General features: G+C 50.7%; 11 protein-coding genes. 1 reads left to right on the forward strand and 10 read right to left on the reverse strand.

Annotation, left to right across the window (positions count from 1 at the left end; genetic code table 11):
* Nucleotides 1–14: 14 nt before the first annotated feature.
* The 3 genes from hrpA to rfbD form a co-directional block, all read right to left on the reverse strand.
* Entirely contained in the window at nucleotides 15–4,007 is a 3,993-nt protein-coding gene (gene hrpA / locus BUB38_RS14625) for an ATP-dependent RNA helicase HrpA (RefSeq protein ID WP_073161474.1), read from the reverse strand.
* Nucleotides 4,008–4,121: 114 nt separating this feature from the next.
* Entirely contained in the window at nucleotides 4,122–4,265 is a 144-nt protein-coding gene (locus BUB38_RS16465; protein ID WP_158236671.1) for a hypothetical protein, read from the reverse strand.
* Nucleotide 4,266: 1 nt separating this feature from the next.
* Nucleotides 4,267–5,181, reverse strand: coding sequence for a dTDP-4-dehydrorhamnose reductase (gene rfbD, locus BUB38_RS14630; RefSeq protein WP_073161475.1), 915 nt, complete (start codon nucleotides 5,179–5,181; stop codon nucleotides 4,267–4,269).
* 118 nt (nucleotides 5,182–5,299) lie between these two features.
* On the opposite strand from rfbD, the gene BUB38_RS14635 reads away from it, so the two are divergent.
* Nucleotides 5,300–6,466, forward strand: a complete 1,167-nt coding sequence (locus tag BUB38_RS14635; protein ID WP_073161476.1) for a GDSL-type esterase/lipase family protein — start codon at nucleotides 5,300–5,302, stop codon at nucleotides 6,464–6,466.
* Nucleotides 6,467–6,641: 175 nt separating this feature from the next.
* Here the strand turns inward: BUB38_RS14635 and BUB38_RS14640 are convergent, their stop codons facing one another.
* From BUB38_RS14640 to BUB38_RS14670, 7 genes are all read right to left on the reverse strand, one after another.
* Nucleotides 6,642–8,366, reverse strand: coding sequence for a glycoside hydrolase family 11 protein (locus BUB38_RS14640; protein ID WP_083538116.1), 1,725 nt, complete (start codon nucleotides 8,364–8,366; stop codon nucleotides 6,642–6,644).
* Between the two features lie 249 nt (nucleotides 8,367–8,615).
* A complete protein-coding gene (gene gyrA / locus BUB38_RS14645) occupies nucleotides 8,616–11,309 on the reverse strand; it encodes a DNA gyrase subunit A (protein WP_073161478.1) in 2,694 nt (897 codons plus the stop codon).
* Nucleotides 11,310–11,366: 57 nt separating this feature from the next.
* Nucleotides 11,367–12,257: a 5'/3'-nucleotidase SurE gene (gene surE / locus BUB38_RS14650; protein WP_073161479.1), complete on the reverse strand. Its 891-nt coding sequence runs from the start codon at nucleotides 12,255–12,257 to the stop codon at nucleotides 11,367–11,369.
* A 119-nt stretch (nucleotides 12,258–12,376) separates the two neighbouring features.
* A complete protein-coding gene (locus BUB38_RS14655; protein WP_073161480.1) occupies nucleotides 12,377–13,519 on the reverse strand; it encodes an ATP-binding protein in 1,143 nt (380 codons plus the stop codon).
* A gap of 54 nt (nucleotides 13,520–13,573) precedes the next feature.
* Nucleotides 13,574–14,752, reverse strand: coding sequence for a fibrobacter succinogenes major paralogous domain-containing protein (locus BUB38_RS14660; RefSeq protein ID WP_175547699.1), 1,179 nt, complete (start codon nucleotides 14,750–14,752; stop codon nucleotides 13,574–13,576).
* A gap of 50 nt (nucleotides 14,753–14,802) precedes the next feature.
* A complete protein-coding gene (locus tag BUB38_RS14665; RefSeq protein ID WP_073161482.1) occupies nucleotides 14,803–15,558 on the reverse strand; it encodes a TrmH family RNA methyltransferase in 756 nt (251 codons plus the stop codon).
* A 50-nt stretch (nucleotides 15,559–15,608) separates the two neighbouring features.
* Complete coding sequence (locus BUB38_RS14670) at nucleotides 15,609–16,868, reverse strand: PD40 domain-containing protein (RefSeq protein WP_139258473.1); 1,260 nt, start codon at nucleotides 16,866–16,868, stop codon at nucleotides 15,609–15,611.
* Nucleotides 16,869–17,074: the final 206 nt, after the last annotated feature.

Below are 17,074 nucleotides of genomic sequence, written 5' to 3' on the forward strand. Positions count from 1 at the left end.
CCTTCCAAACCACGTTATAGACGGCCAAATCGGCCCTTTAGCTTAGCCAAAGCGTCCACTTCAACCACTTCTTCGGAATCGTCGCCTTTCCGCTTGAAACGAACAATCTCGAAATCTTCCAGCATGGCCTTGGCCTGCAAGAAAAGTTCCGGGAATTCAGCATCATCGCTATTCTTGCGTTCAATTTGAGAAAGCAGGTCACGAGCCGCCTTCAGCTCATGATCCTTCATAAAGCGAGCCTTGAGGTACGGGCGGAACAAGTCGCGAAGAGCGCGGGCATCCAGTTCACGGGCCGGAGTCCCGGCCGAATCTATGGGATGGACGTCACGACGGGTTCCGCTAACTTTTTGATCAAGAGAATGATCCAGCAAATTACCAAGCGCCTGAACGCGGTCAAACAAAGCGTTATCTTGTTGGTAAAGAGCCGCAATTTTATTCACCACGAATCCCGCAGCATCAACCGCATGATCGTGGCCCTGACGCATGGCCACACTGAAATTCTTCAGAATGTCCCAAGCCTTGACAAAAGCATTTCCGCCAAGGAGGCCTGCTTCGTAAGTCCCACGAACGAGGGCCAGACGAATTTCTTCGTCTTCACTGCGAGTAGTGTTTGCCAAATTCCTGAAATCAGAAATTTTCTTGCCGCGGGAAAATTCCAGCCCCGTAAAACGGGTACAGCGATTAGCGTCCAGACCGTCTGCGTTAAGGGATTTCGCCACCCAGATTTTAAGGGCCGTCTTGAAGCCGTCGGAATAGAGGCCGCCCGTTTCCAGCATATTCAGGCGGTCCGCAACAAGGTCAGCTGCACCCGCAGCAGAACCCGTCCCGGAATTAGCCGTCGAGCCCCGTTCCAGACGCTTGCGGAAATCCTGCCAGAAAGTCGATTCCTCGGGAGCCATCAAGGCAGACTCTCCCAGGCGCCAACCAAAGCGCAAGTTCTCCAGCGGGAAATCGATACCGAAAGTCACCACCACCGGACGCACCGCCAGGAACAGGCGGTAGCTTCCCCACTCCGGAGAAAGTTCCAGCGGGAACTTTTCTTCTACACCCTGCTTAAACACCTTAAGATGCAAGCGCAGATGATTTTCACGTTCCGGAGTTACGGTAGGAATATCGCAGTCCAACTGTTTAATTTCAGCCAAAGCCTCGTACAGGCACAGCAGCGGAGCCTTATGGGGATTGTTCACCAGCTTTTCGCAGAAGGCATCATCAATCTGAGTACGTCTGCCTTCCAGGTACTTCTTGGCAGACTTGGGCATTTCGCGAACGATGGATTCCACCATCCACTCACGCCATTGATGAATAGAAAGCGCCAAAGTAGCCGGAGAAGTTTCCGTGAGCAAGTCATAGGGGAATCTCAAGGTAATGCCGTCGCAATCCTTGGTGGCGTCGAAAACCATTTCGCCGGTCACCACACGTTCCTTACCGCGAGTCAATTCCATAATGCGGAACTGTTCTACAGAACCGCCCAATTCCGCCTGAGGCTTTTCTTCGTGCTTCCTGGCGGCACGGGGATCATTACCGCGACCCTTTAAGGCACCATCCAGCAAATCGCCGAACTTTCCAAGACTGCGGTCCCCGCTAGACTGCAAGGCAACGCCCATCTTTTCGTCTAGCTGATCCAGCCAGAATTTCGCATCGAATTTTAGCCACTGGTCGCCAGACTCTTCCAAATACTTTTTCAAGGTCCTGATGGAATTAACCTTAGGTGCAATACGCACATAATAGTCCACCAGGGCATCTTCGCTGGGAGCCAGACCAAACTGACGCTTACGGGCTTCCAGGGCATGCAAATCTTCCACCACACGTTCATTGTGGACCATGAAGGGGAAGGGCCTTGCCATCTCGCCCACCACAACCGCTTCGCGCCAGAAGATCTGGCAGCATTCTTCAGGGTTCACGCGGGCATAATCCACACGGTGACCGCGGCTAATCACAAGACCGCGGAAGGTCACTTCTTCAACAGCTTCTACAAAGCCTCGTTCCTTGTTCCACACCGGCGCATACCAGCGGCGGGTGCAGAAAGGTTCCGCCACCTGCATAATCCATTCAGGCTTGATTTCTGCGCCCTTGGTCAAGAAGATTCGGCTGGTTTCGCGAACTTCGGCGCTGAACAGCCATTCCACACTCTTGCCATACAGATCGCTACCCGGGAACACGTGAGTTTCACGACCGCTTACCAGGCGGTAGCAACCGTTCTCGATATCACGGCGGGCAATACCGCCCAAGAAACCGCTGAGCAAGGCAATGTGCAAATTGTCCTGATGGAACTTGTCTGGCGGGCAAATGCGGCTTTCGAACTTGGCATCCAGAATTCGTCCGAACTGTTCGTACAAATCGATCCATTCGCGGCAACGCAAAAAATGCAGACTCATCTTGTCGCAGAACTTGCGCAACTTGTTCCAGGATTTCTGATCGGTATCCCAGGCTTCGCAGAATGCATTCCACATGCACACATAGGTGATAAAATCGCTCTTGTGTCCCGCAAACTTTCGATGGAGTCCGCGAACACGACCGCGTTCCGGCTCCTCGTTAGGAACCACTCGCGGATCCTGAATAGAAAGGGCGGCGCACACAATAAGGGCCGGCTGCAAAACACCCGCATCACGAGCACGCAGCAGCACCGCAGACAAAGCCACATCCATAGGCAGCTTCGTCATATCGCGGCCCAACTTCGTCACATGACCGCTGGCATTATCCGCCGTCAGGGCACCCAGTTCAAACAGAGTCTTATAGGCGCCACGGAACGCAGAATGAGGCGGAGCCTGCAAGAAAGGGAAGCTTTCCATTTCAAGGCCAAGACTGCGCAATTGCAGCACCACGTTGGCCAAATTGCTTCGGCGAATTTCCGGTTCCGTAAAGTCGTCACGCTTTTCAAAATTCTCGGGAGAATAAAGTCGAATGCAGACACCGGGCTTCACACGGCCCGCACGACCTGTACGCTGACGGGCGCTAGCCTTGGAAACCTCTTCCACAGGCAAGCCCTGAATTCGGGACTGGGCGTTGTAACGTGAAATTCGAGCCATACCCGTATCCACCACGTAGGCGATACCGGGAATCGTCAGGGAAGTTTCAGCAATGTTTGTGGCAAGAACGACACGGGTCTTGCTGGTACTCTTGAAAATGCGGCGCTGTTCATCGGGGCTCATGCGGCCATACAGCGGCAAAATATCAAAGCTGGCGGCATCCAGATCCGGCTTCAATTCGTTGGCCAAATCCTGAATATCACGTTCCGTCGGCAAGAAGCAAAGCAGATGGTCGCGATGGCGGCTTTCCAGATCCAGAATGGCATCGCGGGCTTCTTCTATGAGACCGGAGTCCCCCTTGCCAGAGGCATCACGGCGATCATCGTCGTCATCATCCCAAGGTCCGCGGAAACCATCCCTCGGTTTGCTCTTCTGCACCGCATCCCGGAAGTAATATTCCACTTCTACAGGGAACGTGCGGCCTTCCGCTTCCAGCACACAGCTGTTATCATAGAACTTCTCGAAGAGGGCCGCATCCAAGGTGGCAGAAGCCACAATCAGCTTAAACTCGGGACGCGCCTTCAGCACCGACTTGAAAATCCCCAGCAGGATATCGATGTTCAAGGAGCGTTCGTGAGCTTCGTCAATCACGATGGCGGAGTACTGCTTAAAAAGTCTGTCGCGACGGAATTCCTGAAGCAGGATACCATCGGTCATGACCTTGATAGGAGCATCATTGGATCCCTGTTCCCAGAAACGGATCTTGGTGCTGACCAGTTCATCCGCCTTCAGTTCCTCACGCAGGCGGTCTGCAATAGACATAGCCGCCAAGCGACGAGGTTCCGTCACGCCGATCTTGAAATCACCACCCCTGGTGATTAAATACTCCAGCAGGAATTTCGGTAACTGGGTAGACTTACCGGATCCCGTATCCGCCTTGACGATCACAACCTGATGTTTTTCAAGTAGCTTAAAAAACTCCTCCCGTTTCTGAACAACGGGAAGCTCCGGGTACTCAATCTTTAAAGCAGTAAGATCCATCAGAACAATTATGAATTATGAAGTATGAGTTACGAGAATCCTATGGCATGGTCCAGCCAAGATCACCTATCTCATAATTCGTACTTTGTAATTCAAAGATTAAAACCGCCGGTTTTAATCTTTGATATGTCCACACTTGTCGCAGGTGAACTTGTAGCTGTTATCCGGATCCACCACCATGACACCGTCGCATTCGGGGCATTCACAGGGGAGTTCACCGGGCATTACTTCGCGATAGGTTTCTTTTTCTTCGTTCATTTTATTCCGCAATTTCCTTTAGGTAACGGCTCAGGGCATCCTGCCAGGTAGGCAGCGGTTCAAAGCCAGCTTCACGCAACTTGCTCTTATCCAGTCGGCTGTTAAAGGGTCGAGCCGCCTTAGAAAGACCATATTCCGCAGTAGTCACAGGAACAACCTTGGTGCTCATGCCAGCCTGCTTGTAAATTTCACAGGTAAAATCGTACCAGCTGATGAATCCACCTTCGTTGGTAGCATGGTAATAGCCGTACTTTTCAGATTCATTCATATCGATAAGCAGACGGGCCAGGTCAAACGTGTAAGTGGGAGTACCGATCTGGTCGTTCACCACGCGCACGGTATCGTGAGTCTTGCCCACGTTGATCATGGTCTTGATGAAGTTCTTGCCATTCAAGCCAAAGACCCAGGCAATGCGAACGATAAAGTACTTTTCCAGAGTGTTAGAAACGGCAAGTTCGCCTTCCAGCTTAGTCTGACCATAAACATTCAGAGGCTTGTAATCCTTGCAATCCGGTTGCCAGGGTTCAGAACCTTGACCATCGAACACATAGTCTGTGCTGATGTAGGTCATCTTGCAATCCAGCTTCTTACAGGCGTTGGCAATGTTCTGGGTACCGCCGGCATTTACCGCACGTACCTTTGCCACGTTGGCGTCATCTTCAGCCATATCCACGGCAGTCCAGGCAGCACAATGAATCACGGCGTCGGGCTTGATTTCAGAAATCACCTTTTCAACGGCAGCGGCATCAGTAATATCCAACTGAACGTAGGGCATCGTGGTAACGGCACTTCCATCGGCCACACCACTGTATTCAGGAGCCATATCCGTACCGACACCGGTATGACCGCGCTTAGCCAATTCATTCATCACATCGTGACCTAACTGGCCACCCACACCTGTAACAAAAAACTTCATAATGCACTCTCCCATTTTTTGCGGGAGCTCCATGACACCAAAGATAGAAAGTTTCCCATTTTAGCTAAATTTGGATTCCGGTAAATCAGGTTAGGAACGCTAACTTTAAAAAAAGGTTATGTCAATGTCCACATTCACCAAATGGGTTGCCGCCTGGGGTAACGCCACCTCTATCACAGACAGAACTGCAGCGGTATACGCCAAGGACATCACCCTCCGCTACCCCATCCGCATTTGTTTTTCGGGAAGTAAGATCCGTTTCAGATTTTCCAATCTGACAGGAACTGAACCCGTCACCATTACAAGCGCATTCGTCGCCAAGCAAGTTCCGCAAACCGCAAACGCAACGACCTACACCCCCGCAGCCATCACCTTTGATAGCAAGGTCTCCATCACCATGGCCCCCGGCACCGAAGTAGAAAGCGACTCCATCGCCTTTGACATTACCGCCGGCGAAACCATAGAAGTCAGCATGTACTTCGCAGACTTCACACAAATGAACGCAGGCACCCTGATTACGGGCCCTCTTTCCAATGGCAAGTACAGCTACGGCAATTTCGCCAAGGACCGCGACCTTCCCGCCGATTTAACCCGCAACACCAACTGGTTTTACTTCCTGAACACCGTCGACGTATTCACCGAAGAACAGAACCACGCCCTGGTCTGCTACGGTGATTCCATTACCGCCCAGGATTGGCCCGATTATCTCGCCCTGCGCGCATGGGACGCAGGCTTCCGCAATGTGTCCGTCATTCGTCGCGCCGTCAGCGGCACCCGCATTCTCCGCGAATACAACTGCATCACCTATGCCGCCTACGGTTTAAAGGGCGCCACCCGCTTCCCCATCGAATTGAACGTAGCGGGAGCTTCTGCAGTAATTATCCAGCATGGCATCAACGACATCATCCATCCCGTGGGCGTCGAAGTCAATAAGTTCCGTCCCTGGAGCGACATGCCTACCGCAGAAGATCTGATTAGCGGCATTCAGGAAATCTACCTCACCCACGCCCGCAAGCTAGGTCTCAAAGTTTACAGCGGCACACTGCTCCCCATTTACGGCTGGCGCACCTACAACGAAAACCGCGACGCCATCCGTAACGCATTCAACCAATGGCTGAGAACCGCAGCGGATTTCGACGGTTGCGTTGATTTTGACGCCGCTGTACGCGATTCCGCCCGCCCAGAATGTTTCGCCCCAGGCTTTGACTCTGGTGACCACCTGCATCCTAGCGCCGCAGCCTATAAGGCCATGGCGGAGGCCGTTCCCGAAGATTTGCTGAAATAAAAACAAGTCCCGAAAACCGCCTTTGAAGAGGCCCCCAAAAAGCCTCCTTCATCTTTCGGGAATTTTTCATATCACGCACACATAAAAAACGTCCCGCATTCACGGGACGTTTCTTCGTTAATCACAGAGGTTTTGTAAGGAGCAATTGAGTGAGTAACGAAACCTTTTGCCTTTCTTAGCGAGAGACAGAAACCTTCTGGAGTCGATTGCCCTGGCGAACCATATAGACACCACTCTGCTGGAACTTGGCCTTGAGGGCATCCTTCAGAGAGGTACCGGCAGCAACTTCAACCAAGCCCAGGCTCTTACCCTGCATATCGAATACCTGGAAGCTGCCCACAGCCAGTTCGAACTGAACACCCTGAACCATAGAACCGAAAGAAGTCGTACCAGGATCAGTTTCGGAACCCGGTTCAGCAGTGGTGAAGACCAGCTTGACGTCACTAATCTTGACAGCACCTGTAGCCTGTCCCAAATTGAAGGCAAACTGAGCGGCATCATCAGAATCTTCTTCCATAGCAAAGATAAATGCGTATTCCTTTTCCGTGGTGGTGATGTCAAATTCCTTAGTGGCGTATGCACCCCAGGGGTCTACGGACTGCTGGAAAGAAACTTCAATCTTGCGAGCAACATCTGCGCTAGCCTTAAAGGACAACTTGTACTTCATGCCCTTATCAAGAGCCACACCGTACTGAACAAGCTGCGGCATATAAGTTTCTTTACCAGTAGTGGTAACATCAACCGTAGCCGAGCCACCAGCAACAGAAGTCTTTGCAGCAGAGCCACCCCAGTTTGTACCCTGACCCAGGAACCAAGATGCATCGTTGCTTGTAGAAATCACGCTGCCGCTAGGGAAATTACCATCCTTAAGAAGGTTCACAGAGGTTTCGCCAACCAATTCAAACTTGGCGACCACAGACTTTTCCTTGTCCATGGTTACAGAAATGGTTTCGGTAGAACCAGTAGCGCCACCTTCCCAACCCACAAACTTCCAGCCTTCGTTAGCCTTGGCGGTGAGCTGTACAGTAGATTTGGGAGCATAATAGTTAGCGCTGGGGCTCTTTGTCACAGTACCTGCAGCAGCCGGAGATGCAGTTACATTGAGGGCAAGTTCATCGGCACTGCCACCGATTTTCAGCAGGTTCTTCTTAACTTTAGCATAACCCTTTGCAGTACCCGTATTTCCAGTGTAGGATTCAATTTTCATGGAAGCAACTTCATACAGCTTACCCATCTTCATACCAGCTTTAGCCCATTCGCTGAAGTGCTTGGAAATAGAAATGGTACCCTTGGTACGATGCTGGCTCGTATTCGACGGGATGGACCAATACTGCTTAAAGGTGCTGGTACCCGAAAGAGAAGGCTGCTGAATACGGTCGGTAGTATAGAAATCGTAGCTAATACCATCGATAGTTGCAGAACCCCACTTTTTACCGCCCTGGGTAGGATTGTAGCTTCCGCGATCCTGGACAATGTAGTATTCAATTTCATTGCTGAAACCACTGGGAATGTCCGCCTGGTCGTAATAGCCCCAGCCATAGACACTGACATACTTCACGTTGTCGGTGGAGCTCCATTCCACTTCAAATTCAGAGGTAATATTACCCACATTCTGTACGGTAACACTGGAGTTAGATCCCCAACGCTTTCCGGTACGGGCTAACATGTTGATAGTACCCTGCCATTCAACTTCGAAAGCACCACCATTTTCGTCGCTTACGTTAAGCTTCATAGTTGCGGAACCGGCACCATTCTGGCTCCAGAGTTCGTAATCATAGCCACCGGCGCTACCCATTTTCTGGGATGTGCCATTGGAGCAGGTAACGGTCTGTCCCCAGGAAATGGATGACGAAATTGCAGCCATGGCAAAGGCTGTTGTTAAAACTTTTTTGATACTCATACTTATCCTCTCGGGGGGGTTATTTGTACTCTATTCTAATCTATACTATTCTACATCGGTTGTTAAGCACTACTGGATCAATTCCGTTGTAGCCTTCTACAACAGCTACAACAGGTAAAAAACAGCTTTTTTCTAAAAAAAATCAACAAAAAGAACGTTGGCTTTATAGAGTTCCGTAAAAAAATCCCTGTTGCAATAATAAGCAACAGGGATTAAAAGTTTTAACCGATAATTTAGAACAAACTATCGCTAGTCTTCAGAAGGAGCACCAATCTGCTGTTCCGGAGAATCATCCTTCACAACGGAATCGTCATCCACTTCAACGCCTTCGACGTGATCGAAGGTTTCCTTGGCTTCAGCGGAATCATGTTCGATGTCTTCGACGCTAGGCAGAGCAGTTGCATCCTGGACGGTGTCGCCATCGTTCAGGCGGATGCACTTCACGCCGATCGCGCTACGATTGGTAAGACGGATAGAATCGGCTTCGATACGGATGACCTGGCCTTCCTTACTGGTAATGATCAAGTCGTAATCATCTGCAACACTTTCTACGAATACTGCAGAACCGGTCTTTTCCATACCGTCGGCGCTGAGGTTGCGAACGCCCTTGCTGCCGCGCTTGGTCACGCGGTAGGAGCTGGGCTGAGAACGCTTACCAAAGCCCTTTTCGGTAATGGTCACGATCTTGTTGCCTTCCTTGAGCCAGATGAGGGAGATGACTTCATCACCTTCGGCCAGGGTAATGCCCTTCACGCCGTGAGTGCCACGACCCATGGAACGCATGCAGCTAATGGGGAACGTTACGGCCTGACCATTCTTGGTGGCAAGCATCAGGAGGTCCTTGGCAATGGGCTGGGCAGCGGTATCGTCGCCATCTTCAGATTCAGGGGCGGCCTGATTTTCTGCAGTCTGAGATTCTACAGATTCATCATTGTCGTCACCTTCCTGAGAGGCGTTAAATTCTTCGGCAGACATACCCACCAGCTGTACCTTCACCAATTCATCGTCTTCATCCAGGCTGATGGCATTGACGCCAGCCTTACGGGGACGGCTGAAGAGGGTGAGGTCCATCTTGTTGACGATACCCTTCTTGGTAGCGAATACCAGGCAGAAGTAACCACCGAACTTACGGACGGGCACAATAGCCTGTACCTTTTCGCCTTCGGTAAGACCAATGAAGTTGATAATGGGGCGACCCTTACTGTTGCGGTTACCTTCGGGCAGGCGATAGACCTTGGTCCAGTAAGCGCGGCCCTTATTGGTGAACACCAGCAGGTAGCTATGGGTGCTTGCAGTAAAGATCTGGTCCACGTCGTCATCGTCCTTGAGGCCGGTGCCAACAACGCCCTTACCGCCGCGAGACTGAGCCTTGAAGGTATCGATAGGCAGGCGCTTGATGTAGCCTTCCTTACTCAAGGTAATTACCTGTTCTTCTTCGGCAATCAGGTCTTCGTAGTCGTAATCGTCTACAGCATCTTCGATGGAGGTGCGGCGTTCGTCACCGAACTTGGCCACAACTGCATCCAGTTTTTCAAGCATAATGGCAATGCGGCGTTCACGCTTTTCAAGAATGTCCTTCAAGTCGGCAACGAGAGCGATCAGTTCGTTGTATTCGTTTTCCAACTTTTCCAGGTTCAGGCCGGTAAGCTGGGCAAGACGCATGTCCACGATAGCCTGGGACTGAATTTCATCCAGGTTGAAGCGATCCTGCAAAGACTTCTTTGCGGCTTCGGTGGTTGCGCTGCTCTTGATAATCTGCACCACTTCATCAATGTTCTGAGTAGCGATGCGCAGACCTTCGATAATGTGGAGACGGGCTTCAGCCTTCTTCAAGTCGAACTGGGTGGAGCGGGTGATCACATCAAGACGATGGTCGATATAAATCTGGATCAAGTCCTTCAGGGTCAGAACCTTGGGCAGGTTGTTCACCAGGGCCAGGTTGTAAATGCTGAAGGTAGTCTGCAGCTGGGTATTCTTGAACAAGTTGTTCTGAACCACTTCTGCAACAGCATCCTTACGGAGTTCGATAACGACGCGGATACCTTCCTTGTTGGATTCGTCGCGGATGTCGGTAATGCCGTCGACGCGCTTGTCCTTAACAAGTTCTGCAATCTTCTTACAGAGTTCAGCCTTGTTCACCATGTACGGAATTTCCGTCACGATGATGCGGGGCTTGCCGCGGCTGTCGGTTTCAATTTCTGTGCGGGCACGGAGGCGGACCTTGCCGTGGCCAGTGAGGTATGCATCACGGATACCTGCGCGACCGCAGATGATGCCACCCAGAGGGAAGTCCGGACCGCTGACATAGTTCAGCAGTTCTTCGCCCGTAATGTCGGGATTTACAGCCTGAGCATGAATAGCGTTTGCAATTTCACGGAGGTTATGGGGTGCCATGGAGGTGGCCATACCCACAGCAATACCGGTAGTACCGTTCACCAGCATGTTGGGAATGGCAGAAGGCAGGACCTTCGGCTCTTCCAAGGATTCATCGAAGTTGGGACCCATGTCTACGGTATCTTTTTCAAGATCTTCCAGCATGAGAACACCCAGGTTGTTCATCTTGGCTTCGGTATAACGCATTGCAGCGGCGCCGTCACCATCGATAGAACCGAAGTTACCCTGACCGAAAACCAGCGGATAGCGCAGGGAGAAGTCCTGAGCCATACGGACCAGAGTTTCGTATACAGCGGAGTCGCCATGGGGGTGGTACTTACCGATCACGTCACCCACGATACGGGCAGACTTCACGGTGGGCTTATTGGGAAGCACACCCAGCTTATGCATACTGTACATGACGCGGCGATGCACCGGTTTAAAGCCGTCACGGGCATCGGGCAGAGCACGAGCCACAATCACGCTCATGGAGTAGCGGAGGTAGCAGTCCTGCATGTCCTGTTCAATCAAGGACTTGAACTGAGTACCTGGAAGCATTTCTTCAGACATTCACTTTTCCTCAAATTAGTGATTAGTGGTTAGTGGTTAGTGGTTAGGAAAGCACTCCTAAACTTGGCCACCCTCCGCTAATTTTTCATTTATCATCTCATCTATTAATTTCAAACTTTCGTAGGCGGTCTGGTTGATGCGGTGGGGCGTAATAGTCGCATAACCCTGGTTCAACAGATAGTCATCACTATCCACAGGGGATTCATTCCACAACTTGTCGCCATCCAGCAGCCACAGCTTGTCGCCAAAGCCATCGTCGGCATCCACCAAGCTGTAGTGGTCCGTAAACATCTCGTGGGCCATCTTCGTGGACTTGTAGCCCTTGAAGTCTGCAGGTTTTACCTTGGGGAAGTTTACGTTCCAGAAGGTTCCGGGCGCAATACCTTCAAAAAGGCGATCCTTGACCACACGAACTGCAAATTCAACAGCAGTTTCCAGCAGGTCTCCCCCGCAACCGCGAAGAGAAAGCGCAACACCAGGAACACCCCACAGGGCGGCTTCGCGGGCACCGGCCACCGTACCTGAATACAAGGACGAGACGCCGGAATTTTCCCCCACATTCACGCCAGAGAAACAGACGTCGAACTCCCCTGCCGCAGAACTTACACCCGGGCAACCCTCCGGTTCCTGGGAAAGCCCGAACTTGGCGAAATGGCCAAGGGCAAACTTGGCACAGTCAGCGGGAGTTCCAGACACAGAATAAAAACCGAAAGGCCAATTCCTAGATCCATCGGCAGCCACCGGAGCATCATCATCGGCGGGAACGGCCTTAATCCTCAGAGCCCTACGCACGGTAAAGGCCTGGCTCACCCCACTTTGCTCCGTTTCGGGGGCAAAGACGAACACATCGGCAACCTTGGACAAGGCAGCCGCAAGAGCGCGCAGATTGTCGCTCCTAAACCCATCGTCGTTTACGATGAGAACTCGTGTTCTAGGGGTATTTTGCATGCTCTATAAAAAATAGAAATTTCTTACAAAGCGAGCTGTAAAAACCTGACATTTTAAAGCAAAAAACGTCCCTTTTGAGGGCGTTTTTAGGGGTATTTTTGGAAAAACTAGAATGCAAACTACGGTCTAAAATTTTTGACTTGAACGCCTTTGAATTCAAAACTTTCTTTGCCTGCGTAAATGACCGTTTTTTCTCCACACATTTCGGGATATTCCTTTTCAAAAACACCAAAGTTTTTGACGAATTCCGAATTGAATGTTTCCGAAGACTTTATTTCAAAAGGGGTCAGGATTCTTCCAGTTTCTTCAACAAGGTCAATTTCCTTGCCGTCACTGGTTCTATAATACCAGAAATTTTTCTGCTCCGCACAATTAAACGAGCGCTTCATTCTTTCAAGAATCACAAGGTTTTCAAAAAGATTGCCTCGCAAGGGATCGCGGTTTAATTGTGATTCTTCGGTAATTCCAAGCAAGGCGCATGCAAGCCCAGTATCATAGAAATAGAACTTCGGCGATTTTATCAAGCGTTTAGTCCTATTCATGTACCACGGATTTAATGTAAAGCCGATAAACGAAGCCTCAAGAATCGACAACCATTCCTTCGCGGTCCTAACGTTGATTCCGCAATCGTTAGAAAGGGAAGTGTAATCCAATATGGAGCCGATTCGCCCAGCGCAAAGAACAAGGAATCTATGAAAAAGAGCTGCATCCTTTATATTGACAATTTGGCGAACATCCCGCTCAACATAGGTAGAAATGTAATTTTGGTAAAAGAAGAACCGGTCAGGACGTTCCGTTATATAGCGGGGGTACCCTCCCGAAAGAATTAGACTGTCGATGGAATCATTTGCGTTCAGTTCCTTGATTTCGTCCAAGGAAAATGGCAGCAGTTTAAGCATAGCGACACGACCGGCAAGAGTCTGCGTAACAGCCTGCTGTAATGCAAAATTATTACCGCTAGTGATGATGAACAGACCCTTTTGATTTGATTCATCGACAATCTGCTGCATATAGGATAACAAATGGGGGACATTTTGAATTTCGTCAAGAATGGCCCCGTTAGGGATACTTTTGAAGAACCCCCGGGGATCCTGCAAAGCTCGTTCCCTGGTGTCAGGATTTTCTAGAGATATGTAGGGTTTGTCGGCGAAAGTGTCGCGACAAAGAGTGGTTTTCCCGGATTGCCTGGGGCCATGAACCAGAACGACCGGGTATTGCGAAGCAGACTTTAACAGGAAGTCTTTGATTTGGCGCCTAATCATGCCCTAAATATAAGTTTTGTAAAAATGGTAGTCAAGTACATGTTTTACAAAAAATCAATCCTGAAGACAGCGAACCGACCTTGCGATGACCTTGAGGGCCTTGCCGAGGCGCGCGTTCTCGCTACTGCAGTACAGTTCCAAGTTGAAGGCGTCGTCGCTATTGAGCTCACTCGAAGACCAGAAGCCAGCGTTGTTGCCGGCACCGTAGAAGCCACCACTGACGTTCCTGCCACCACCGGGGAGCGCGGAGAAACCGTAAGCATCCGTCCCATTGCTGCCGGACTTGGACTTCAGGTACTCGCCCGCCGTTGATGAATAGGCGGCATCAGTATGGTCATACCTGAAGGTTGGGTCAATGTAGTTGATCAGCTCTTCGAACTCGTAATGGCTTGGCAGGTGCCAGCCCTCGGGGCAAATGCCTTGAACAGGAGTTGTCGGATTAAGTGAAGCATTGCACTTCTTGCCATAGGCACAATTAGCCTTGTCCATGGCAACTTCCCAGGTGTACAGACGACCATACTTGGCACAGGAGTCCGCCTTGTTGTTGTAACAACCGCTCCATGCGTAGCTACTCATACTGGAGATTTTATCCGGATCCGGGTCGTAGTTCAAGTTCTCAGCCATCCAGGTCTGGGTGCCGATGGTGACTGTCTTGTAGGCTTGACCGTCGCGAGAATCGGTCATGGACCCCTTTACAACAACTACACTGCTACTACTCTTTGCAGAGGAACTACTTGCAACCGACGACGAAGACTTCGCGGAGCTGGAAGATGCAACAGAGCAGCTAGATCCCTCGACTTCGCTCGGGATGACACTAGAGGAAGGAGGTAGTTCTACGCTAGAAGATGATTCCACAGAACTAGAGGAAACCGCAGAGCTGGAACTACTTGCAACAGAAGAGGAACTCTTCACGCTAGAGGAGCTAACAACCGACGAAGAGGACTCCACGGAACTAGAGGAAGTTACAGAACTGCTAGATCCTTCGACTTCGGCGCTGCCTCCGCTCAGGATGACACTAGAAGAAGAACTGCCAGGATCCTCGGTCGTGGCCGAGGATGACGAGACGATTACAGAACTGCTGGATTGCTTCGCTTCGCTCGCAATGACACTAGAGGAAGACACTTCAGCGGGATTTTCATTCCCGGACGAACCATTCGCAGAAGTACTGTCATCGCAGGCCACAAGGCCCAAAGCCAGCGCAAACGCAACACTTGTCAAGAAATTCTTTTTCATTTCCATTTCCTTGCAAAAATTTCAGAGAGTTTCAAGAACTGCCGCTGTTACTATGCAGAATAGCTCGAGCGGATTTTAAAGGCCATGATGGCGAATGCCCCAGCCACGTTCATGCTGGCCTTACGGCCAGCCATGGGAATGGTCACCTTCATGGTGGTGGCGGCCATGATTTCGGGAGCGATTCCCAACTCCTCGTTTCCCAAGATAATCAGACCCTTTTCCGGCCATGTTACTTTGTTTATGTCCGGAATATCTTCACCTGTTTCAAGGGCGATAATTTCGTATCCGTTTTCCTTATGCCAGTTGATGCAGTCAAAGGGATCTTCCCAGCGTTTGATGGGAATCCATTCCTGGCAACCGCGGGCAGCACTTTTCACAGTCACATGATCGGGACTGCAGCTATAACCGGAAAGATGAACGCCTTCCAGGCCGAAGCAGTCGGTACTACGGATAATGGAACCCACGTTAAAGGCACTGCGGAGGTTATGAACCAGCACAGCAAACTGAATGGGCTTTTCTACGGCTTCCTGACGGTCGCCCGGTTCCTGTTCCAGATAGACGTCACGTTCAAAGCCAAGGCCTGCGCGGGTACGGAAGGTCTTGTACAGGTCAATCATCTGAGCCTGGTTCTTCCCTACCAAAGTTTCTTCTGCAGGAAGCTTCATCCATTCCGCATAGGTCTCGAATTCACGACGAGCGCGGGGAACGTCATCCCCCAGCTGGAGGATGATGACGCGGAGAAGTTCCGCCATACGCTTATTCTTGGAGGAATCCTTTGTGGCGAGAAATTTCTTTTCAGAGAACATATTTTGCTGGACCCTTCACTTCGTTCAGGATGACACGCGAGTGGAGAACATTACTTGGCCTCGGCGACGCCTGCGGGAATGTGTTCAGCGCCTTCGGCGGCCATGTTCTTGTCCATCTGAGTGCGGGTCAATGCATTCACCGCATCGGTCAGGCGATCGATAGCCTTGATCAGCTCATCCATCTTGGCATCGCTTGCACCACCTGCAACGGCTGCGGCAGCCTGGGCCTTTACATCAGCAGCGGTGGCAACAGGCGCAGCCTTAACAGGAACCTTGCCCAGCCAGATATCCGGCCAACGGTCGTTACCGGAATGGTAAGTGATACGGGTAGCAGATTCTACCGGTTCACCAATCTTCCACATATAAAGTTCGTAGTCGAACATGTCGTGGTCATGGCCCTTATCGGTAGCACCCCACACCAGCCACTTCCCGTCAGGGGAAATTCTGGGGAAGTATTCATGACTGCGACGACCCGGCAAATCCATCAGACGAACATTCTTGGGTATACCGAAGAAGCCAACCTTTTCAACCTGTTTGCCATCCTTGGCAGAGAACCACAAAATTTCGCTAGGAGCGGCAGTACCGCCATTACCCGTAGGATTCACGCGATAAAGCTTTGAACCGTCAAAATTCCAGTCAATCTGGCAACCGTCACCGGACTTGGTCCAGCCACCCTTTTCCAGATTCCAGACGCCAGTTTCACGCATGGAACCGCGAAGAGTAATAGCCAGATGCTTTCCATCAGGACTCATATTCGGTTCCTGAAGAATTACGCCAGACTTGTCAAAAGCGACTTCGCCGTCAAGGATCATAGTTTCTGCCTTGGAAGCCAAATCCATGGTAAAGACCTTGCCTGCACGACTAAACACAATAGACTTTCCATCAGGGCGCCACGTACCCCAGGTCGCATTCTCAACCACCTTATGGGCATCACTTCCATCCAGATTTACCATCCAGAGGTCCCACTTTTCGGGGTAGTTGGCATCGTTTTCGGGAACCCAACCGCCCTTGCTGCGGTTAAAGAGCACCTTGGATCCATCGGGGGAAATTCTGGGGAACCAGTCCACATTATCACTAGCAGTCAGGGCATGAGCGCCAGTTCCGTCGGCATTCATAAGCCAGATATCGTGATGAGAATTTGCTCGACTTGTAGACCAGGCGATTATACCTTCCACCTTGCCTTTCAAGGCGTCCAAAGCCTTCTGTTCATCGGCGGTGGGGTCAACGGCAGCTCCGGTAGGAGCCCCCTGCTGGGCAAAAGCCATAGCAGTTGCAAACAGACTGGGCAATACAAACTTCATTGCTTTCATAAAATCCTCAATTCGCGCCTTATACTTTTCTCTCAAAAGATAGCAACACAACCTTATTTTCTAAAAAAAATCAGCATTTTATACCCGACATTCCCCATTTTTAAGGTCAAAATGACCTTCCCTAAAAAAGGTTGACACTTTTGGGGTGTTTTTACTGACCGAGTTGACAGTTTCACTGATATGGTTTACACCTTTCCCTCGGTATC

Origin of the sequence: Fibrobacter sp. UWH5 (genome assembly GCF_900142505.1) — a bacterium.
Classification (GTDB): Bacteria; Fibrobacterota; Fibrobacteria; order Fibrobacterales; family Fibrobacteraceae; genus Fibrobacter.